Raw genomic sequence first — 19,894 nt, forward strand, 5'->3', positions numbered from 1 at the left:
TGACGGGCCGCCGCAGGTCAGGCGGGTCTCACCCCGCCCTGTCGATGACGAACTGCGAGCCCGGCTCGATCACCACGTCACCCTCGGCGGAGCCCGAGACGGTCACGTCGGTGAGCGTGGCGCTGCCGCGCGCGCCGCCCTGGGCGAGGATGCCGGAGCCGTTGACCGACTTGTCGATCGTCACGTCCTTGATCTGGACGCCCGGCATCGCGCCGCCGCCTCCCTTGAACTGGATGCCGTCGAAGGTCGAGTCGTGGATGTCGGTGTCCCTGATCGTGACGCCGGGGATGTCCGGTCCGGCGGCGAACAGGGTGATGGCGCCGAACTCCTGGGCCTCGCCCCAGAACGCCCCGCCGGTGCGGTGGAGCGCGTTGTTGGCGATCAGGGTCTGCCCGGAGAACGGCAGCGGGTCGTGGTCGGTGGCCAGCATGATCCCCGGGTAGTTCATGGTGTCGGCGACGATGTTGTTCTCGATGGTGTTGCCGTAGCCGCCGTAGACCGCGATCCCGTTGGCCCGCCAGGGCAGCTGGATCGTGTTGTTGCGGAAGTGGTTGTCGTGGCCGACGTCGACCGACGGGTCCTTGACGTACTTGCTGGCCCAGACGGCCAGGGCGTCGTCGCCGGTGTTGCGGAAGGACGAGTTGTAGACGGTCGAGTTGCGGGTGCCGTTGGCGAAGTTGATGCCGTCGGCGTAGGTGTTGCGGATCCGCATCCCGGTGAACTCCAGGCCGTCGCCGGGACCCCACAGCTCGGGGATGTTGGAGTAGTCGCGCCCGGCCCAGACGCCGACGTTCGCGTGCTCGATCCAGACGTTGCTGATCTTCGTGCCCTTGCCGAACCGCCCGTTGAGGCCGACGCCGCCCTCGGCGTTGCCGTCGCCGCCCCGGATGGTGCCGGAACCGAAGATCGCGATGTCGGAGATCTGGGTGTTGTGGTCGATGTCGAAGCCGAAGTTGCCCTCGTGCGGGTGGTTGATGCCGCCCGCCTGGTGCGGCGGGGTCAGCGTGTACAGCTGGGAGTGCCACATTCCGGCGCCCCGGATGGTGACGTCCCGGATGCCCACCTGGTTGAACTCGCCACGGTTCTGCGGGTCGTCGGTCAGGATCTTCTGCTCCTGGCGCCACTGCCCGGCCGGGATCCACACACAGCCGATCTCGCCCTTCTGGTCGGCCGTGACCGCGCGCTGGAGGGCGTCGGTGTCGTCGATGCCGTCGTTGGGCACGGCGCCGTACTCGGTGATCGAGGTGCAGCCGGCCGGCTTGGCCGCGGGCGGCGCCACCTGCTCCAGGTCGATCAGGTCGACGATGTAGAAGGCGGCCCGGTCGTCGGCGTCGCGCTGGAGGCGGAACCTGGTGCCCGCCGGGTAGGTCTCGGTGAGCAGGGCGTGCGACTCGTCGAACAGGCGGCGCGCGTCGGCCTGCGGGGTGTTGGTCAGGCCCTCCGGGCTGTCGGTGTTGCCGTACAGCCAGCTGTGCTTGGAGGACAGGGTCAGCTTCCGCTTGAAGGTGCCGTCGATGTAGAGGCTGATGGTGGCCTCGGCGCCGCCGCCGTTCGCGGCGTCCGGGATCGAGTTGCGCACGACGAGGGAGTTGGCGGCACCGGTCGAGGTGAACTCCACGTACTCGCCGGTGGAGTTCAGGCGCACCGACCGGCGGCCGGAGGACTCGGTGGCGAAGTTGGTGTGCCCGAAGGTGCGCTTGCGGTCGGCGGTGAGCAGGGTGCCCTGGTAGCGGGCGTCCTCGGCCTCGTACTCGGTGTAGGGCACGGCGGCGCCGCGGCCCACGACGAGGGAGCGGGCGAAGACGTTGTTGTTCTCGTCGGTCTCGGCGAGCGTGCCGGTGGCGTCGGCCGTGGCGGTGAGGGTGGCGCCGCCGCTGGTGGCCGTCCAGGTGCCGGAGACGGCGACGGTGACGCTCTCGCCGGCGGCGATCGCGCCGGTGGTGCCGTTGAGGGTGGTGGAGCCGACGGTGAGGCGGGTGACCGTGCCCGCCGGGGCGCCGGTGGTGCCGCGGTTGTGCACGGTGACGGTGAAGGAGACCGGCGCGCCGACCGCGGGCGCGGACGGGTTGCTGGTGATGCCGGTGACCCGCAGATCCGGACCTGGGCTCTGCGCCACGACCAGCTTGCTCGCCGCGGTCCGGCTGTTGTTGCTGTCGTCCTGCTCGCGGACGGTGTCGGTGGGGTCGACGACGGCCGAGACCGTGTACGAGCCCATCGGACGCTTGCCGACCGGCACCCGTACGGTCGCCGAGGCGCCGGCGTCGAGCGCGGCGACCGGCGCGGAACCGGCGACGGTGCCCTCCAGGCTGACGTTCACGGTGGTGGCCGCGGCGGACGCGGTCCCGGAGTTGCGGACGGTGACGTCGACCGACACCGCGTCGGTCTCGGACGGCGACGCCGGTGTCCAGGTGAGGCCGGTGACGGTGAGGTCCGGGTTCGGCGCCGCCGCGCCCACGACCTGGAACTCGGCGACCTGGGCGCCGGGGGCGCCGGTGTTGGAGAAGAAGGTGAGGCGGATGTCGGCGTAGCGGCCGGTCACGGGGATGGTGACGGTGTTCTGGCCGGAGGACGGGTTGAAGGCGTAGTCGGCGCGCGCCTTCAGCGAGGTGAAGCCCGCCGCGGACTGCTCACGGCCGAGCACCTGGAGGGACTGGGTGCGCGCCGCCCACACCTGGTCCGGGTTGAGCTTCACGACGACGGCCCGGATGTCGGCGTTGGCGCCGAGCTTCACCGTCAGGCTCGACGGGAATCCGGCGGACTCCCAGTAGGTGCCGGTGCTGTCGTCGTTGGCGTTGGCCGCGACATAGTTCTGGGTCGTCGAGGTGGCCTCGATCGGCTTGCCCCGGGCCAGGTTGGCGCCCTCGACGGGCGGGTCGACCGGGCCGCTCTCGCCGTAGACCTCCAGCTCGGACAACTGGGCCGCGTTCCAGCCGGAGTTGGCGGCGATCTGGACGCGCACGTAGCGCGTGGTGACGCCGGTCAGGGAGATGCTCACGGTGTTCGCCCGGTCGGGGCTGAAGGCCCGGTCGGCCGCGGCGGCGAGCGTGCGGAAGTCGCCGCCGTCGGCGCTGCCGAGCACGGCGAGGGCCTGGGTGCGCGCCTCCCAGGTGGTGGGCAGCTTCAGCACGACGCGGTCGACGCGGACGTCGGCGCCGAGGTCGACCTGGACCCACTGGGGGAACGCGCCCGCGGGGCCTTCCCAGTACGACTGCTGGCTGCCGTCGCTGACGTTGCCGGCCGGGTAGGCGCCGTGCGCGCCGCCCGCCTTGGCCGGTCTGCCCAGTGCGACGTTGGTGTCGGCCGCCGCGGCGTGCGCGGCGGGCGCGCTCAAGGGCAGCAGGCCCAGAGCGATCAGCATGGAGGTCAGCAGGGCGACGGCCAGCCGCCCGCTCGGATGTTTCCCACTCATATCGGCCTCTCCGGAAACCAAGGACGATCCGGCCACGAACGGCGACAAGTGAATGACTGGACTTTGAGTAAATCAGTCAATCTTTTGCATCACCAGGGGCACAGGTTTCTACCGGCCCATAGATTTGTCAACGGGCGTGACGCGCGGGGCACAAAGAAGCCGGCCCCGGTACCGGGGCCGCCGGTGTGGCGGTCCCGGTGCCGGTGCCGGCTGGGAGAGAGTGCGCGGAGAGCGGGTCGGGGTCGGTTCCCCGGGTCAGTCGACCGGCGGCGCGGTCGAGCCGCGGACCACCAGCTCGGGCTCGAACAGCAGCTCGCCGGGGTGCGAGCGCGCCCCCTGCAACTGGGCGCACAGCAGCTCGACAGCCGCGCGGCCCATCGCCTCGATCGGCTGCCGGATGGTGGTCAGCGGCGGCTCGGTGCAGTTCATGAAGGCGGAGTCGTCGAAGCCGACGACCGACACGTCCGCGGGCACCGACAGTCCGCGCCGGCGCACCGCCCGGATGGCGCCGAGCGCCAGCGGGTCGCTCGCGCACACGATGCCGGTGACGCCGCGCTCCAGCAGCCGCGCGGCCGCGGCCTGGCCGCCTTCGAGGGAGAACATCGACCGCACGACGAACTCGTCCGGCAGCTTGCGGCCCACGGACTCCGCCACCACCCGCGCGGCCTCCAGCTTGCGCCGCGACGGAACGTGGTCGCTCGGGCCGAGGACCAGCCCGATCCGCTCATGGCCCAGCGAGGTGAGGTGCCGCCACGCCTGCTCGACGGCGACGGCGTCGTCGCAGGCCACGCAGGGGAAGTCCAGGCCCTCGATGGAGGCGTTGATGAGGACGACCGGGATGTTCCGCTCCGCCAGCTGGCGGTAGTGGTCGTGCGGCGCGTCGGCCTGCGCGAACAGACCACCGGCGAAGACGACGCCGGAGACCTGCTGCTGGAGCAGCAGATCCACGTAGTCGGCCTCGGAGACGCCGCCCTTGGTCTGGGTGCACAGCACCGGCGTCAGCCCCTGTTGGGCGAGCGCGCCCCCGATGACCTCGGCGAACGCCGGGAAGATGGGGTTCTGGAGCTCCGGCAGCACCAGGCCGACGAGCCGGGCGCGCTCTCCGCGCAGCTGGGTGGGCCGCTCGTACCCCAGGACGTCCAGCGCCGTGAGAACGGACTGGCGGGTGGCCTCGGAGACCCCGGGCTTGCCGTTGAGGACACGGCTGACCGTCGCCTCGCTGACCCCCACTTTCTTCGCCACCTGAGCAAGTCGTCGCGTCATACACGCAAGACTAGCGCAATTTTCGCAAGCGGCTTACGGCTCTTGCTCTTCGCCGCAGTCCGGCGGTCCCGTTCGGCCCGCCCAAGACCCGACGGCCGGAACCACACCCTCCGGAACCGCACTCTCCGGAACCGCGCCCGTCCTCCGGCGCACCGGGATTGGACGGCGCCGCTCGCTGGTACCCGGTGCGGGTCCACTATCGGAGGCCGGGAGTGCGTATGTCCATGTCCGTGTCGTTGCCCCTGACCCTCGACGCCCGCGAGCACGGGCTGGCCGGTGACGGAACCACGAACGACCAGCCCGCGTTCGCGCGGCTGGTGGACGAGGCGGGCGCGGCCTGCGCCGCCGACGGGCGGCCGCGGACCATCCGGGTGCCCGCCGGGCGGTATCTGATGCTGGACCGGCCGACGCGCTGGCACAGCGGGGTCTCGCTGATCGGCGCCGGACGCGGCGCCACCTGCTTCGTACTGGCCAACCCGGGCAGCCCGCGGACCCCGGTACCGCTGGCCTGGTTCACGACCGCCCAGCACGGCGCCGGCCGTGACCGGCACCTCGCCGACGTCACCTTCGCGCACTTCGAGATCGACGGGTCGGGCGTGCGGACGGCGGAGTACGACCCGCTGGCCAAGGGACTCGGCCTCCAGTACGTGCTGCGGGGGCGCTTCCACGATCTGTACATCCACGACACGGCGGCGACCGGGTTCGGCTGCGACTTCCTCCAGGACACCGTCGTCGAGGGCGTGCTGGCCGAGCGGTGCGGGCGTCAGGACCCCGGCGAGAAGATGGGCGGCGCGGGCATCGGCATCGGGGTCGGCGGCTGGGGCATGTCCGAGCGGCTGACGATCACCGCCTGCATCGCGCGGGGCAACGGCACCAACGGCATCTTCCTGGAGCTGCAGCAGGAGTACTGGCCGCCGCCGCGCGGCATCCGCATCACCGCCTGCCACTGCGAGGACAACCGGTTCGGCATCTCCGACTGGGGCGCCGACGGGCTGATCGTCACCGGCTCCACGATGATCGGCAACCACGAGGCCGGGTTCGACGTGTCCTCGCAGGGCACCTCGGGCGTCGGCGGGCGCGGCGGCATCGTCACCGGCTGTGTCATCGACGGCAACGTGCGCGACGGCATCGGCTTCGGCAACACTCCCGGCCCGTACGCGTTCCGCTCCAACCGCGTCAGCGACAACGGCCGCTACGGCTACTGGGGGCACAACCTGGACGGCGGCGACCAGGAACCGGCCACGGACATCGTCCTGGAGTCCAACGACATCCGGGACAACGCGCTCGACGGCATCCGCGTCGACGCCCGCCTGCGGGACCCGGCCGTCCTGAACAACCGGATCCGCAACAACGGCCGCCGCTGCGCGCCGGGCACGTCGGGCGGCGGCGACGGGGTGCGCTGCTCACCGCTCGCCCTGGTCGACGAGGGCGCGCAGTGGCCGCCCGACGGGCACCGGGGCAAGCGGGTCACGGTGGGCGGACAGAGCGCGCTGGTCACCTACAACACCGAGACGGAGCTGGGGCTGGCCCCGTGGCGGCCCGGCGCGATGAGCGCCTGGCGCGACGGCACTCCGGCGCCCGGCACCGCGTACCGGCTGCCGGACGCGCCCGCCGTCCGGGCCGGGATCACCTTCGCGGCGCCGGTGGAGCGGCCCCAGCTGGACGGCAACCGCGTCGGGGACGACCAGCGGGACCGCACCCAGACGCACGCCCTCCGGATCACGTCCGACGGCGGTATGACGGGCGGACGCGTGTCCGGCAACGACTTCTCCCGCAACGCCTCGACGCCGACCCGCTTCGACACCCGTCCGGTGGGCGGTCGTTGGAGGGACAACGACGAGGACAACGACGAGGACGACGACGACGGCGAGGACAGCGGCGAGGGCGGTGGCGGGGAAGGCGGCGTGACGGCGGCGGGTGACCAGGGACCGGTGACCGGGGGCCGGTGCCCGGCCCCCGGTGCCTGGGGGCCGGTGCCTGGGGGCCGGTGACTGGGGGCCGGTGCGCGCTCAGCCGGGCTGCGGCGCCGCCTCCTCGGCGGCGGACCTCTCGGACCCCAGACGCAACCGGGCGCCCTGGCGCAGCAGTTCCTCCTGGACGAACTCGGCCGGCACCTCGCGCGGGGTGCGGCCGGAGCGGGTGGCCAGCGCGGCGCACACCCCCGCGGCCTGACCGGTCGCCATGGCGATGGGCATCACGCGGTACGAGGAGTGCGCCACGTGCGAGCCGGAGATGCAGCGGCCCGCGACGAGCAGCCGGTCGGTGTCGCGGGGCAGCAGACTGCGCAGCGGGATGTCGTAGAAGCGCCCCGGCGGGACGCGCATGAGGATGGTGCCGGCGCCCTTCGGGTTGTGGATGTCGACGGGGTACGCGCCGTGCGCGACGACGTCCGGGAAGGAGCGGGCCTCCATGATGTCGTGGCCGGTCAGGTGGTAGTCGCCGAGGATGCGCCGGGTCTCGCGGACGCCGATCTGGGTGCCGCTCTGCACGACGTACGACTCCTCGAAGCCCGGCACGTGCTGCCGCAGGAAGCGGGAGATCTGCTCCAGCTGGCGGCGGGCGGTGTACTCGGCGCGGGTCAGGTCCCACACGTCGATGCCCAGGGCCCCGGTGACACGGGTACTGTTGACGCTCAGTTCACCGGGGTGCGGGGTGCCGAAGAAGAGGATGTCCTCGCGGGGCAGGGTCAGTTCGCCCGCCTCGGTGGCCTGCTCCACGAGGTCCCACAGGCCGTGCACGCCCTTCCACTGGTCGGGGTGCTCGCGGACGTACTCGGAGAACCGCGGCCGCATGAAGTCGACCATCCGGAACATCAGTGTCATGGGCTGCACCAGCCCGTCCTGCGGGCGGCCGATCTCGAACGGCGCGTCGCAGGCCGCGGCCACGTCACCGTCGCCGGTGCCGTCCACGACGACTCCCGCGTCGATCGCCACCGGGCCCGACTTGGTCTCGAACACCACGCGCCAGCCGTCGTCGAGGGGCAGCGCGGTGGAGGCGAAGGCGTGGAACAGCAGGCGCACGCCCGCCTCGTCCAGCAGGTCGAGCAGCACGAGCTTGTAGATCTCGGGGTCGAACGGCACGGTGTAGCCGGTCTTCAGCGACGGCGGGACGCAGCCGCCGCGCGTGTTGAGCCGGTCGAGGAGCTGCCACAGGAAGCCGGCGACGACCGCCTCGCCCTCGCCGTGGTCGGTGGGCAGCAGATGGTCGCCGTGCTCGCCGGGCTCGGTGAAGACGGCCTGCTTGCGCTCGTTGTGGAAGGACATCAGCGGCATGACGAGCGCGGCGGTGGCGTTGCCGCCGAGGAAGCCGTAGCGCTCCACGAGCACGACGTCCGCGCCGGCCTCGGCGGCCGCGCAGGCGGCGGCGGTGCCGGCCGGTCCCCCGCCGACGACCAGGACGTCCGTCCGACCGCCGTGGCGGGCCGGGCGCGGCGGCAGGGTGATGGTCCGGGACTGGGCGGGTGGTTCCAGGATCGGCATCGCTTCTTCCCGTCGGCAGGTGGATCCGGTACGGCGCGGGCCCGGCGTCCGGCGCGGCGGGCAGGCCTCGGGCCGCCGTCAGGGCGCCGCGGTCCCGGTACCCGGCGTCAGCAGGTGCAGACCCGGCTCGCCGGCCTCCTTGGCCACCGGGAAGCCGGTGTCCAGACCGTCCAGGACGGCCCCGACCCGGGCGCAGGTCTCGCCCGCGCGGCCGCGCAGTTCCCGGACGCGGGCCTCGAAGCCGGCGCGGCGCTGCGGGAACTCGTCCCAGAGCCGGTCCACCTCCGCCAGCAGCAGCCCCGCCTGCTCCCGGGCGACACCGACCAGGGCAGGGGCGCCGAGGCGGCGGGCGAAGTCGAAGACCTTCCCGGAGTAGGGCAGCGGCAGCACGGGCAGCCCGGAGAGCGCCGCGAAGATCAGGAAGTGCAGCCGCATCCCGACCACCAGGTCGAGGTGGCTCATGAAGCCGAGGACCTGGCCGGGGCTGTAGACGCTGTGCAGGATCCGGCCGCGGTCCGGTGCGGTCATCCGGGACAGCACACCGTGGGCGTGGTGCACGTCCTGGCGTTCCATCGGCACGAAGACCACGTGCGCGTCGAGCCGGCGGACGAGGAAGTCCGCCACGTCGGCGAGGAGCGCGTGGTAGTCGCCCTCGTCGAGCTTCTCGGCGGCCCGGCCGGGTTCGCGGACGGACATGCCGACCAGGCGGCGGGCGTCGGCGGGGATGCCCTCCTGCCGCATCATCTGGTCGGTGAACGGCTCCGGCGGCAGCAGCAGCGCCGGGTCCGCGGTGACGGTGATGTCGCGGTCGACGCCGGCCTCCTCCAGGACGAGGTGGGACTCCTCGTCGCGGACCACGACCTCCTCCATGGCCGACAGCACCGTGCGCACCGCCTCGCGGTCCTCCGCCTCGCGCAGCGGGCCCGCGCCGATGGCGTAGGCGAGGGTGCGGACGCCGCGCGCCTGGGCCGCGGCGACCACCTTCAGATAGCGGCGGGCCTCACCGTCGTAGAGGATCCCGCCGCCGCCGAGCACCAGCAGGTCGAGCCGGGACAGCACGTCCAGCACCTGCTTCTGCGGGACGCCCTCCCAGGCGACCACCTCGTCGAGGGTGGGGTGGTGGGCGCGGGTGTGCTCGGCATCCCGGCTCAGGGCGACGAGCCGGGCCTGCGGACGGTGGGTGCGCAGGCAGCTGAGCATGCAGGTGAGGATGGCCTCGTCGCCTAGGTTGTAGCCGCCGTAGGAGCCGAGCAGGCCGATGCGCGGGCTCGTTCCCGTGGAGCGGGGAGGCTGTGCGGTGGTGGTCATCCGGAACTCCTCTTCCGTGGCGGGTCGCTGCCGCGGGTTCGGGCCCGGGTTGCCGTCGCAGCTCGGGAGAAACCCACTGCTGAGGCACTTTCCGGCGGACGGGCGTCCGGGCAGTTCGGAGCGGGGGCGGACGGCCTGCACGCCGTCGCTGTCGTAGACGCGTGAGCCGCGAGGTCGCGTCGCGGCCGGAGCCCGGGACCGCGAGGCCGGTCCCCGGGCCACGCCCCTCGCCGGGACAGCCCCGGTCACCGGCCGACGGCCGACTCCCGCGCCCATCCTTCCACGGGACCCACAGGCCCACCATCGCAGCAGGGGACGCGCCGGAGGCGGGGTGCCTGCGGCCTCGGTGCGCCGGAGCCGGCCGGGGGCAGGGGCCGGCGGGGGCGGGCCAGGGGGCAGGAGGCCTGCGGGAGCGGGCGGCTGGGGGTCGGCGGGAGCGGGCGGCTGGGGTGGTACGGGGTGTCCGGGGCCGCCGGGGCGTCTGGCGGGGTTGGTCCGGCGGGCGGTCTGGCGGGGCGGTCCAGGGCGCTGGCTCAGCGAGGCGGTCCCTCAGGCGGCCCGGCGAGTTGGCCCGGCGGAGTCGCCCGGCGAGGCGGTCCAGCCGGCGGGCCCGACGAGGCGGCCCGGCGGAGTCGCCCGGCGGGGCGGTCCAGGGTGCCGGCCCAGCGAGGCGGTCCAGCCGGCGAGCCCGGCGAGGCGGTCCAGCGGAGTCACCCGGCGAGGCGGTCCAAGGCGCCGGCCCAGCGAGGCGGTCCCTCAGGCGCGCCCGGCGAGTTGGCCCGGCGAAGTCGCCCCGCGAGGCGGTCCAAGGCACCGGCCCAGCGAGGCGGTCCCGCAGGACGGGCCCAGCGAGGCGGTCCGGCAGGCGGGCCCCGCGAGGCAATCCCGCACAGCCGCCCGGCGACGCGGTCCCCCAGGGCGTCACTCTCCGTGCGTCACTCCGATGCCGTACATCACCGAGCCCCTGGCGGCCGGGCGGCGGAGGCTGGGCGGTGTCCGGTGGTCCGCCACGACACCCTCGGCGGTCCGTAGGGCCCCGGCGGGCACGCCTGTCCGCACACGCGGTCGGCACCGGCGCGCAACCCGGCCGCGGAACCGCCACCGGGAACCGGCCGCGGAACCGGGCGGCGTGCGGCGCGTGCCGTCGCCGCACGTTCGTCGTCGCCCCCACGGAGGAGGCCTGCATGAGCACCCGTTCTCCCTCTACCTGGCAGCACGCCGTCGTCACCGGCGGAGCCGGGTTCGTCGGCTCGCATCTGTGCGCCGCCCTGCTGGACTCGGGCGCGGCGGTCACCTGCGTGGACGACTTCAGCACCGGGCGGCCGGAGAACGTGACGCCGCTGCTCGACCGCCCCGGCTTCACGCTGGTGCAGGCCGACGTCCGCGAGCACCTTCCCGTCGACCGGCCGCCGGACCTGGTGCTGCACTTCGCCTCGCCCGCCTCCCCCGCCGACTACCTGCGGCTGCCCCTGCACACCCTGGAGACCGGCAGCACGGGCACCCGGCACGCGCTGGAGCTGGCGCACCGCGCGGGCGCCCGGTTCGTGCTCGCCTCGACGTCCGAGGTGTACGGCGATCCGCAGCAGAACCCGCAGGACGAGCGGTACTGGGGCCATGTGAACCCGGTCGGCCCGCGCAGCGTCTACGACGAGGCCAAGCGCTACGCCGAGGCGCTGACCACCGCGCACGCCGACGCCGAGGGCACCGACACCTGCATCGTGCGGCTGTTCAACACCTACGGCCCGCGGATGCGCGGCCACGACGGCCGCGCGGTGCCGACCTTCGTCCGGCAGGCGCTGGACGGCGAACCGCTCACCGTCACCGGCGACGGGCGCCAGACCCGGTCCCTGTGCTACGTCGACGACACCGTGCGCGGCATCCTCGCCGCCGCGGCGCACGGCCTGCGCGGCCCGGTCAACATCGGCAACCCGCGCGAGATCACCATGCTCGACCTGGCCCGGCTGGTGATCGAGCTGACCGGCTCCGGCTCGGAGATCCGGTTCATCGAACGGCCCACCGACGACCCGGCGCTGCGCTGCCCGGACATCACGCTGGCCCGCGACAAGCTCGGCTGGGAGCCCGGGGTGGACGCCGAGGAGGGTCTGCGCCGCACCATCGCCTGGTTCCGGGCCGAGGCGGACCACTGACCCGCCCGACCGCCCGAACGCCGAAGACCGCCCCCTCGCCGAAAGGCCCGGCCCGTCATGCGCATCCTCGGAATCAACGCCCTCTTCCACGACCCCGCCGCCGCCCTGGTGATCGACGGGCGGACCGTCGCCGCCGCCGAGGAGGAGCGGTTCTCGCGCCGCAAGCACGGCAAGCGGCCGCTGCCGTTCTCCGCCTGGGAGCTGCCGGAGAAGGCGGCCGCGTGGTGTCTGCGGCGGGCCGGACTGCGCCCGCAGGACCTGGACGCCGTCGCCTACTCCTACGACCCGGCGCTCGCCCGGCCCGCCGAGGCGATGGACCTGGACGACCCCTGGGACCATCTGCGGCAGACCTACGCCCGTGAGGCACCGGGGTTCCTCGCGGCCGCGCTGCCGGGGCTGGACCCGGGCATCGTGCGCTTCGTCCCGCACCACATGGCGCACGCCGCGTCCGGCGCGTTCTGCGCGGACGGCGCCGAGGACTCCTCGGTGCTGGTGCTCGACGGCCGCGGCGAGCGCGCCTCGCATCTGGCCGCGCGCCGCACCGGGGACAGGCTGGAGCCGCTGTACGCCCAGGAGCTGCCGCACTCGCTCGGCCTCGTGTACGAGGAGCTGACGGACCATCTGGGCTTCCTGCGCTCCTCCGACGAGTTCAAGGTGATGGCGCTCGCCTCGCACGGCACCCCGCGCATGCTCGCCGAGCTGCGCCGGTACGTCCATCCGACCGGGGACGGCGGGTTCCGGGCCACCGGCGTCCCGTGGCACGAGTTCTGCCCGCCTCGGGGCGCGGACGAGCCGTGGACGCAGGACCACGCCGACGTGGCGGCGAGCGCCCAGGCGGTGCTGGAGGAGACCCTGCTGGACCTGGCGCGCTGGCTGCACGGCCGGACCCACCACAGCGTCCTCACCCTCGCCGGCGGCGTCGCCCTCAACTGTGTCGCCAACTCGCGCATCGCCCGAGAGGGCCCGTTCTCGCGGGTGTGGGTGCAGCCGGCGGCCGGTGACGCGGGCACCGCGCTGGGCGGCGCGCTGCTGCTGGCCGCCGGCGCGGGCGACGAGCCGGAGCCGATGACCGGCGCCGACCTGGGCCGGGACTGGTCGGACGCGGAGCTGGGCGCATGGCTGAAGACGGCGGCCGTGCCGTTCGAGCGGCCGCCGGACATCGCCGCGGCGGTGGCGCGCACGCTCGCGGACAACGGCATCGTCGCCTGGTTCCAGGGCCGCTCCGAGTACGGGCCGCGGGCACTGGGCCACCGCTCGCTGCTGGCCCATCCGGGGCACGCGGGCAATCTGGAGCGGCTCAACGACGTGAAGGGCCGCGAGCAGTTCCGGCCGGTGGCGCCGATGGTGCTCGCCGACCGCGCCGCGGAGATCTTCGACGGGCCGCTGCCCAGCCCGTACATGCTGTTCGTGCACGAGGTGGCGCCCGCCTGGCGGGAGCGGATCCCGGCGGTCGTCCACGTGGACGGCACGGCCCGCATCCAGACCGTCGACCCGGCGCGCGAGCCCCTGGTGGCGCGGATGCTGGGCGAGTTCGAGAAGCTGACCGGGCTGCCCGTGGTGGTCAACACCAGCCTCAACACGGCGGGCCGGCCCATGGTCGACGATCCGCGCGACGCCCTGGAGTGCTTCGGCTCCTCGCCGGTCGACCTGCTGGCCATCGGCCCGTACGCGATCCGGCGCGGCGACCTCTTCCGCGTCCTCGGCGACGGGAGGGTCTGATGAGCGGGCCCGTGAACGAGCCCGGAGCGCGGCCGGCGGACGCCGACCGCGCGGACGCCGACCGCGCGTACGCCGTCGTCGTGCCCACGCTCGGCCGGCCCAGCCTCGGCACCTGCCTGCGCGCGCTGGCCGACGCCGACGGCCCGCCGCCGGTGCGGGTGGTGCTCGTCGACGACCGGGCGCGGGCCGCGGGCGCGCCGCTCACCGCCGACGTGCCGCCGTCGCTGCGGTCGCGTACGACGGTCGTGCCGGGCGGTGCCCGGGGCCCCGCCGCCGCGCGCAACACCGGGTGGCGGGCGGCGGGCGCGGTGCCGTGGATCGTCTTCCTCGACGACGACGTGGTGCCCGGCCGGGCCTGGGCCGCCGAACTGGCCCGCGACCTGGCCGCCGCGACCGCCCGGACGGCGGCGGTCACCGCGCGGATCGACGTCCCGCTGCCCGACGACCGGCGTCCCACCGACTGGGAGCGCAACACCGCCGGGCTGGCCGAGGCGCGCTGGATCACCGCCGACATGGCGTACCGGCGTACGGCGCTGGAGGCGGTCGGCGGCTTCGACGAGCGGTTCCGGCGGGCGTTCCGGGAGGACGCGGACCTGGCGCTGCGGGTGATCGCCGCCGGGTGGGAGGTGGCCGAGGGGGCGCGGCGGACGACGCATCCGGTGCGGCCGGCCGGCCGGTGGGTCTCGGTGCGGCTCCAGGCGGGCAACGCGGACGACGTGCTGATGACCCGGCGGCACGGCCGCACCTGGTGGCGCCGGGCGGACGCGCCCCGAGGGCGGCTGCCCGGGCATCTGGCGGTGACCGGGGCGGCGGTGGCCGCGCTGTCCTGCGCGGCGCTGCGCAGGCACCGGGCGGCCACGGTGTGCGGCGCGCTGTGGCTGACCGGGACGGCCGAGTTCGCGCTGGCCCGGATCCGGCCGGGACCGCGCTCCCGCGAGGAGGTCGTCACCATGGCGCTGACCAGCGTGGCCATTCCGCCCGCCGCCGTCTGGCACTGGCTGCGGGGCCAGATCGCGCACCGCGCCGCACCGCCGCTGGAGGCGTCGGCCGCGTCGGACAGCTCGCAGGCTCGTGGAGCCTCGCCGGCCGGGCGGGCGGCCGAGCGGGAACGGGTGGGCTCATGAGCGGCCGCCCCTGGATCCTCACGGGGCCCGCGGTCCCCGACCGGGTCCTGGCCGCCGCCCAGGACCCGGACGACGGCCTGCCGGCCGCCGTCCTGTTCGACCGTGACGGCACGCTCGTGGCCGACGTCCCCTACAACGGCGACCCCTCGCGGGTGCGGCCGATGCCGACGGCGTGCGAGGCGGTGGCCGAGGTGCGGGCGCGGGGCGTCGCGGTCGGCGTGGTGAGCAACCAGTCGGGTGTGGCGCGCGGGCTGCTGACCCGCCCGCAGGTCGAGGCGGTGCGGCGCCGGGTGGAGGAGCTGCTCGGCCCGTTCGCGGTGTGGGCGGTGTGCCCGCACGGCCCGGACGACGGCTGCGGGTGCCGCAAACCCGCGCCGGGGCTGGTGCTCGCCGCCTGCGCCCGTCTCGGGGCCGCCCCGGACCGCACCGTCGTGATCGGCGACATCGGCGCCGACCTGGCGGCGGCCCGCGCCGCCGGCGCCCACGGCATCCTCGTCCCGACCCCCGCCACCCGCCCCGAGGAGACGGCCCACGCCGAACGCTCGGCACCGGATCTGCTGACGGCGGTGCGGCTGGCGCTGGGACGGGCGGACGGAGGGTCGCGGGCTCACGGGGCGGCGGGCCGGGGCCGGCCGGTTCCCCGGCGGGCGGAGGTCCGGTCGTGAGCGGCGCTTCGCGGAGTCTCGTGGTGCGGCTGGACAGTGCCGGGGATGTGCTGCTCGCCGGGCCCGCCGTGCGGGCGGTGGCCGCCGGGTCGGCGTACACCGCGTTGTTGTGCGGTCCGCAGGGCGAGCAGGCCGGGCGGTTGCTGCCGGGGGTGGACGAGGTGCTGGTGCACGACGCCCCGTGGGTGGGTCTGGAGCCGGCGGCGATCTCGCGGGCGGCGACCCGGCGATTGCTCCAGGCGCTGGCCGACCGGCGGTTCGACCGGGCCCTGATCCTGGTGTCGTACCACCAGAGCCCGCTGCCGGCGGCCCTGCTGCTGAAGCTGGCGGGGGTCGGCTGGACGGCCGCGGACTGCGAGGACTATCCGGGCGCGCTGCTCGATCTGCGCCATCACCGGCGCCCGCACCGGCACGAGGCGCTGGCCGCGCTGGATCTGGCGGAGGACGCGGGGTTCGCGCTGCCGCCGGGCGACGACGGGGCGTTGCGGGTGGTGGCCCCGCCGGACACCACGCGTCTGACGGGCGCGGAGCCGTATGTGGTGCTGCATCCGGGTGCGACGGTGCCGGCCCGGGCGTGGAGTCCGGGGCGGGCCGCGCGGGCGGCGGCGGCGCTGGCGGCGGAGGGCCACCGGGTGGTGGTGACCGGGGGGCGCGGGGAGCGGGAGCTGACCGCGCGGGTCGCCGGGCGGCACGGTCTGGACCTGGGCGGGGCGACGGATCTGCGGCAGTTGGCGGGGGTCCTCGCCCGGGCTCGGGTGACGGTGACCGGGAACACCGGTCCGGCGCATCTGGCCGCGGCGGTCGGCACCCCGGTGGTGTCGTTGTTCGCGCCGGTGGTGCCGGCCGAGCGCTGGCGGCCGTACGGCGTGCCGTCGGTGGTGCTGGGCGACCAGGGGGCGGCCTGCGCGGGGACCAGGGCCCGCACGTGTCCCACGCCGGGTCATCCGTGTCTCGACGGGGTGGGCGACGCCGAGGTGCTGGCCGCGGTGGCCGCGCTGAGCGGCGCCCGGACGGCGGCGGCCGACCGACCGGTCGGGATGAATGACTTGACGGAGACAAGGAAGACGACAAACCGGACAACTGAGACACAAGGGGCGGATGAGCAAGGAGTGGTGCGGTGAACGTTCTCCTGTGGCATGTGCACGGCTCCTGGACGACGGCGTTCGTCCAGGGACCGCACACCTACCTGGTCCCGCTGCTCCCCGACCGCGGCCCCGACGGCCGGGGCCGGGCCCGCACCTTCTCCTGGCCCGCCTCCGTGCGCGAGGTGACCCCGGAGGCGCTGCGCGAGGCGGAGGTCGACCTCGTCGTCCTCCAGCGGCCGCACGAGATCGAGCTGGCCGAGCGCTGGCTCGGCGGACGCCGCCCCGGCCGGGACGTGCCGGCGGTCTACCTGGAGCACAACGCCCCCGACGGCGACGTGCCCGGCACCCGGCACCCGTTCGCCGACCGCGACGATCTGACCCTCGTCCACGTCACCCACTTCAACCGCCTCTTCTGGGACAACGGCGGCACCCGCACCGAGGTCGTCGAGCACGGCATCGTCGACCCGGGCCACCGCTGGACCGGCCGGCTGCCCCGCGCGGCCGTCGTCGTCAACGAACCCGTGCGGCGCGGCCGGTACACCGGTACGGACCTGCTGCCCGCGCTGGCCGAGGCGGCGCCCCTGGACGTCTTCGGCATGCGCACCGAGGGCCTGGCCGCCCACCTGGGGCTGCCCGAGGAGCGCTGCCGGGGCACGGACCTGCCGCAGAGCGAGCTGCATACGGCGATGGCCGAGCGGCGGCTTTATCTGCACCCGGTGCGCTGGACCTCGCTCGGGCTGTCGCTGCTGGAGGCCATGCACCTGGGCATGCCGGTGGTGGCGCTGGCCACCACCGAGGCGGTGGAGGCCGTCCCGCCCGGCGCGGGCGTGCTGTCCACCCGGCCGGAGGAGCTGGCCCGGGCCGCCCGCCACTACCTCGCGGAGCCCGAGGCGGCGGCCGAGGACGGGGCGCGGGCCCGCCAGGCGGCCCTCGGACGGTACGGGCTCAAGCGCTTCCTGGACGACTGGGAGCGCGTGATGACGGAGGTGCGCTCATGACCGCGTCGGTCGGTTCCCTGACCACCGCCCCGGACGCCGGCGGCCCCGGCTCCCTCGACATCGCGCTGGTCTCCGAACACGCCAGTCCGCTCGCCGCGCTCGGCGGGGTGGACGCGGGCGGGCAGAACGTGCACGTCGCCGCTCTCGCGGGCGCGCTCGCGGACCGCGGGCACCGGGTGACGGTGCACACCCGCCGCGACGACCCCGGGCTGCCCGACCGGGTGGCGCTGCGCGACGGTGTCGAGGTGCACCATGTGACCGCCGGGCCGGCCGAGCCGCTGCCCAAGGACGCGCTCCTCCCCCACATGGACGCCTTCGGGCGCGAGCTGGTCCGGGTATGGCGGGCCCGGCCGCCCGACCTGGTGCACTCGCACTTCTGGATGTCGGGCCTCGCCTCGCTGTGGGCGGTGCGCGAGCTGGATCTGCCGCTGCTGCACACGTATCACGCGCTCGGCACGGTCAAGCGCCGCCACCAGCAGCTCGCGGACACCAGCCCGCCCCAGCGCATCGCGCGCGAGACCGAGGTCGGCCGCGGCTGCGACCGGGTGATCGCCACCTGCCGCGACGAGGTCGCCGAGCTGACCCGGATGGGCGTGCGGGCCGACAAGGTCTCCGTAGTGCCGTGCGGTGTCGACACCGAGCTGTTCACCCCGCAGGGACCGGCCGCGCCGCGCGGACCGCACCCGCACCGGCTGCTCCAGCTGGGCCGCCTGGTGCCGCGCAAGGGCGCCGCGGTGTCGGTGGCCGCGCTGGCGCTGCTGCCCGACACCGAACTCGTCGTGGCCGGCGGCCCGCCCGCGCACCGGCTCGACGACGACCCCGAGGTGCGCAGGCTGCGCCGGATCGCCGAGCGGGCCGGCGTCGCCGACCGGGTCCGCTTCACCGGCGGGGTGCCCAGCCGTCAGGTACCGGCGCTGCTGCGCGGCTCCGACGTGGTGCTGTGCCCGGCGGACTACGAGCCCTTCGGCATCGTGCCGCTGGAGGCGATGGCCTGTGGCGTCCCGGTCGTGGCCAGCGCGGTCGGCGGCCAGCTGGACACGGTCGCCGACCCCGGCACCGGACGCCTGGTGCCGGCGCGCGACCCGCGGGCGCTGGCCCGCGCGGTCGCCGGACTGCTCGCCCGTCCCGAGGCCCGCCGGGCGTGCGGCGCGGCCGGCCGCCGCCGGGTGCTGCGCCGCTACACCTGGGCGCGGGTCGCGGCCGAGACCGAGGCGGCGTACTGCGCCGTGCTGGAGGCCGCGCCGGCCGTCACGGGGGTGGTCTGAGGCAGCCGTCCGCTCCCCGTCACCAGCCGCCACCGCCACCAGCCCCCATCGACCGCCCGTCCCCGTCACCGTCCGCCCCCCGTCACCGCTGCGAGCCCCGACGTTCGAAGGAGGTGCGGGTCCCGCCGCCGTCACCGCGAGGCGGTACACCCGACCAGCATGAGCGAATCCCCTGCACTCGCCGCCGCCCAGCTGCACTGCCGGTCCCTGGAGCAGGCACTCGTCCGACTCCGGCACGACGGCCTCGGCCGGATCGCGGAATGGAGCGGCCGGCTGGCCGACGTCCTCCCGGCCGGCGGACGGCTGCTCGCCGCGGGCAACGGCGGCAGCGCCGCCCAGGCCCAGCATCTGACCGCCGAACTCGTCGGCCGCTACCAGCAGGAACGTCCCGCGTTCTCGGCGGTGTCGCTGCACGCGGAGACCTCCAGCCTCACCGCCATCGGCAACGACTACGGCTTCGACCAGGTGTACGCCCGTCAGGTCGCCGCGCACGGCCGGCCCGGGGACGTGCTGGTGCTGCTGTCCACGTCGGGCCGCAGCGCCAACCTGATCAGCGCGGCCGTCGCCGGTGACCGGGCGGGGCTGACCGTCTGGGCGCTGACCGGGCCGGGCCCGAACCCCCTGGCCGAGGCCGCGCACGAGGCGCTGTGCGTGACCGCCGACACCACGGCGACCGTGCAGGAGGCGCATCTCGTGGCCGTGCATCTGCTCTGCGAGGGCTTCGACGCGGCGCTGGCCGCCCCGGGCGCCGCGGTCACGGCGCGGGCCGCCGTCGCCGGGAGGGTGTCATGACCGGGCCGCGCCCGCTGGTGGTCGTCGGGGACGTACTGCTCGACGAGGACGTCGAGGGCGTCGCCACCCGGCTGGCCCCGGACGCGCCCGCCCCGGTCGTGGACGTCACCGACGACCGGCGCCATCCCGGTGGGGCCGGACTCGCCGCCGCGCTGGCCGCCCGCGGCGGCCGGGAGGTGATCCTGGTGACCGCGCTCGGCGACGACGCCGCCAGCGAGGCCGTACGGCGGCAGCTGAGCGGCCGGGTCCGGCTGGTGGAGATCCCGCTGCGGGGCAGCCTGCCCGTGAAGACGCGGGTGCTGGCGAGCGGGCGGCCGCTGGTCCGCATCGACCGCGGCGGCGGCGAACCCGGCGAGCCCGACGAGGCGGTGCGCGACGCGCTCACCCAGGCGCACGCCGTGCTCGTCGCCGACTACGGGCGGCACACCGCCGGGGCGGTGCGCGAACACCTCGCCGCCGTCGTGCCGCGCACCCCGCTGGTCTGGGACCCGCACCCCAAGGGCGAGGCCCCGGTGCCCGGCGCCCGGCTCGTCACCCCGAACGCGGCCGAGGCCCGCAGCCTCTGCCCCGGCGCCGGCGAGTCGCTGCGCGCCTACGCCGAACGCGGGGCGCGGCTCGCCGACCGCTGGCAGGCCGCCGG

Annotated in this window: 14 protein-coding genes; 10 read left to right on the forward strand and 4 right to left on the reverse strand. The window is 75.1% G+C overall.

What is annotated here, in order from left to right; genetic code table 11:
• Nucleotides 1-28 precede the first annotated feature (28 nt).
• Both ABT232_RS26460 and ABT232_RS26465 read right to left on the reverse strand, forming a co-directional pair.
• The gene (locus ABT232_RS26460) at nucleotides 29-3,409 is read right to left on the reverse strand and encodes a CARDB domain-containing protein (RefSeq protein WP_351844211.1); all 3,381 of its coding nucleotides are present in this window, start codon (nucleotides 3,407-3,409) and stop codon (nucleotides 29-31) included.
• A 255-nt stretch (nucleotides 3,410-3,664) separates the two neighbouring features.
• A complete protein-coding gene (locus ABT232_RS26465; protein ID WP_351844213.1) occupies nucleotides 3,665-4,672 on the reverse strand; it encodes a LacI family DNA-binding transcriptional regulator in 1,008 nt (335 codons plus the stop codon).
• A 218-nt stretch (nucleotides 4,673-4,890) separates the two neighbouring features.
• Between ABT232_RS26465 and ABT232_RS26470 the strand changes: the two genes are divergently transcribed.
• Nucleotides 4,891-6,663 carry a right-handed parallel beta-helix repeat-containing protein gene (locus tag ABT232_RS26470; protein WP_351844215.1) on the forward strand — a complete coding sequence of 591 codons (1,773 nt, stop codon included), beginning with the start codon at nucleotides 4,891-4,893 and terminating at the stop codon, nucleotides 6,661-6,663.
• An 18-nt stretch (nucleotides 6,664-6,681) separates the two neighbouring features.
• Here the strand turns inward: ABT232_RS26470 and ABT232_RS26475 are convergent, their stop codons facing one another.
• Both ABT232_RS26475 and ABT232_RS26480 read right to left on the reverse strand, forming a co-directional pair.
• Nucleotides 6,682-8,151 carry an FAD-dependent oxidoreductase gene (locus ABT232_RS26475; protein ID WP_351844217.1) on the reverse strand — a complete coding sequence of 490 codons (1,470 nt, stop codon included), beginning with the start codon at nucleotides 8,149-8,151 and terminating at the stop codon, nucleotides 6,682-6,684.
• A gap of 78 nt (nucleotides 8,152-8,229) precedes the next feature.
• A complete protein-coding gene (locus ABT232_RS26480; RefSeq protein ID WP_351844219.1) occupies nucleotides 8,230-9,459 on the reverse strand; it encodes a polysaccharide pyruvyl transferase family protein in 1,230 nt (409 codons plus the stop codon).
• 1,184 nt (nucleotides 9,460-10,643) lie between these two features.
• Between ABT232_RS26480 and ABT232_RS26485 the strand changes: the two genes are divergently transcribed.
• From ABT232_RS26485 to ABT232_RS26525, 9 genes are all read left to right on the forward strand, one after another.
• A complete protein-coding gene (locus ABT232_RS26485) occupies nucleotides 10,644-11,606 on the forward strand; it encodes an NAD-dependent epimerase/dehydratase family protein (RefSeq protein ID WP_351844221.1) in 963 nt (320 codons plus the stop codon).
• Between the two features lie 57 nt (nucleotides 11,607-11,663).
• On the forward strand, nucleotides 11,664-13,325 hold the full coding sequence (locus tag ABT232_RS26490) for a carbamoyltransferase family protein (RefSeq protein ID WP_351844223.1): 1,662 nt from the start codon (nucleotides 11,664-11,666) through the stop codon (nucleotides 13,323-13,325).
• Nucleotides 13,325-14,449, forward strand: a complete 1,125-nt coding sequence (locus ABT232_RS26495) for a glycosyltransferase family 2 protein (RefSeq protein WP_351844225.1) — start codon at nucleotides 13,325-13,327, stop codon at nucleotides 14,447-14,449. The genes ABT232_RS26490 and ABT232_RS26495 overlap by 1 nt, the downstream gene beginning before the upstream one ends.
• Nucleotides 14,446-15,114, forward strand: coding sequence for a D-glycero-alpha-D-manno-heptose-1,7-bisphosphate 7-phosphatase (locus ABT232_RS26500; RefSeq protein ID WP_351844227.1), 669 nt, complete (start codon nucleotides 14,446-14,448; stop codon nucleotides 15,112-15,114). Before ABT232_RS26495 ends, ABT232_RS26500 begins: the two co-directional genes overlap by 4 nt.
• Nucleotides 15,111-16,235, forward strand: a complete 1,125-nt coding sequence (locus ABT232_RS26505; RefSeq protein ID WP_351844229.1) for a glycosyltransferase family 9 protein — start codon at nucleotides 15,111-15,113, stop codon at nucleotides 16,233-16,235. The genes ABT232_RS26500 and ABT232_RS26505 overlap by 4 nt, the downstream gene beginning before the upstream one ends.
• Nucleotides 16,232-17,197, forward strand: coding sequence for a glycosyltransferase (locus ABT232_RS26510; RefSeq protein ID WP_351844231.1), 966 nt, complete (start codon nucleotides 16,232-16,234; stop codon nucleotides 17,195-17,197). Before ABT232_RS26505 ends, ABT232_RS26510 begins: the two co-directional genes overlap by 4 nt.
• Complete coding sequence (locus tag ABT232_RS26515) at nucleotides 17,194-18,462, forward strand: glycosyltransferase (protein ID WP_351844233.1); 1,269 nt, start codon at nucleotides 17,194-17,196, stop codon at nucleotides 18,460-18,462. The genes ABT232_RS26510 and ABT232_RS26515 overlap by 4 nt, the downstream gene beginning before the upstream one ends.
• A 159-nt stretch (nucleotides 18,463-18,621) precedes the next feature.
• Entirely contained in the window at nucleotides 18,622-19,254 is a 633-nt protein-coding gene (locus ABT232_RS26520; protein ID WP_351844235.1) for a D-sedoheptulose-7-phosphate isomerase, read from the forward strand.
• Nucleotides 19,251-19,894, forward strand: a 644-nt coding sequence (locus ABT232_RS26525; protein ID WP_351844236.1) for a PfkB family carbohydrate kinase, incomplete at its 3' end; no start/stop codon positions are given. The genes ABT232_RS26520 and ABT232_RS26525, both read left to right, overlap by 4 nt.

This window comes from Streptomyces sp. NPDC001532 (genome assembly GCF_040298625.1).
Classification (GTDB): Bacteria; Actinomycetota; Actinomycetes; order Streptomycetales; family Streptomycetaceae; genus Streptomyces.

Excerpts from the sequence above, each read along its gene's own strand:
- ABT232_RS26460 (WP_351844211.1), bottom strand. The coding sequence starts at position 3,409 with ATGAGTGGGAAACATCCGAGCGGGCGGCTGGCCGTCGCCCTGCTGACC.
- ABT232_RS26465 (WP_351844213.1), bottom strand. The coding sequence starts at position 4,672 with ATGACGCGACGACTTGCTCAGGTGGCGAAGAAAGTGGGGGTCAGCGAG.
- ABT232_RS26470 (WP_351844215.1), top strand. The coding sequence starts at position 4,891 with ATGTCCATGTCCGTGTCGTTGCCCCTGACCCTCGACGCCCGCGAGCAC.
- ABT232_RS26475 (WP_351844217.1), bottom strand. The coding sequence starts at position 8,151 with ATGCCGATCCTGGAACCACCCGCCCAGTCCCGGACCATCACCCTGCCG.
- ABT232_RS26480 (WP_351844219.1), bottom strand. The coding sequence starts at position 9,459 with ATGACCACCACCGCACAGCCTCCCCGCTCCACGGGAACGAGCCCGCGC.
- ABT232_RS26485 (WP_351844221.1), top strand. The coding sequence starts at position 10,644 with ATGAGCACCCGTTCTCCCTCTACCTGGCAGCACGCCGTCGTCACCGGC.
- ABT232_RS26490 (WP_351844223.1), top strand. The coding sequence starts at position 11,664 with ATGCGCATCCTCGGAATCAACGCCCTCTTCCACGACCCCGCCGCCGCC.
- ABT232_RS26495 (WP_351844225.1), top strand. The coding sequence starts at position 13,325 with ATGAGCGGGCCCGTGAACGAGCCCGGAGCGCGGCCGGCGGACGCCGAC.
- ABT232_RS26500 (WP_351844227.1), top strand. The coding sequence starts at position 14,446 with ATGAGCGGCCGCCCCTGGATCCTCACGGGGCCCGCGGTCCCCGACCGG.
- ABT232_RS26515 (WP_351844233.1), top strand. The coding sequence starts at position 17,194 with ATGACCGCGTCGGTCGGTTCCCTGACCACCGCCCCGGACGCCGGCGGC.
- ABT232_RS26520 (WP_351844235.1), top strand. The coding sequence starts at position 18,622 with ATGAGCGAATCCCCTGCACTCGCCGCCGCCCAGCTGCACTGCCGGTCC.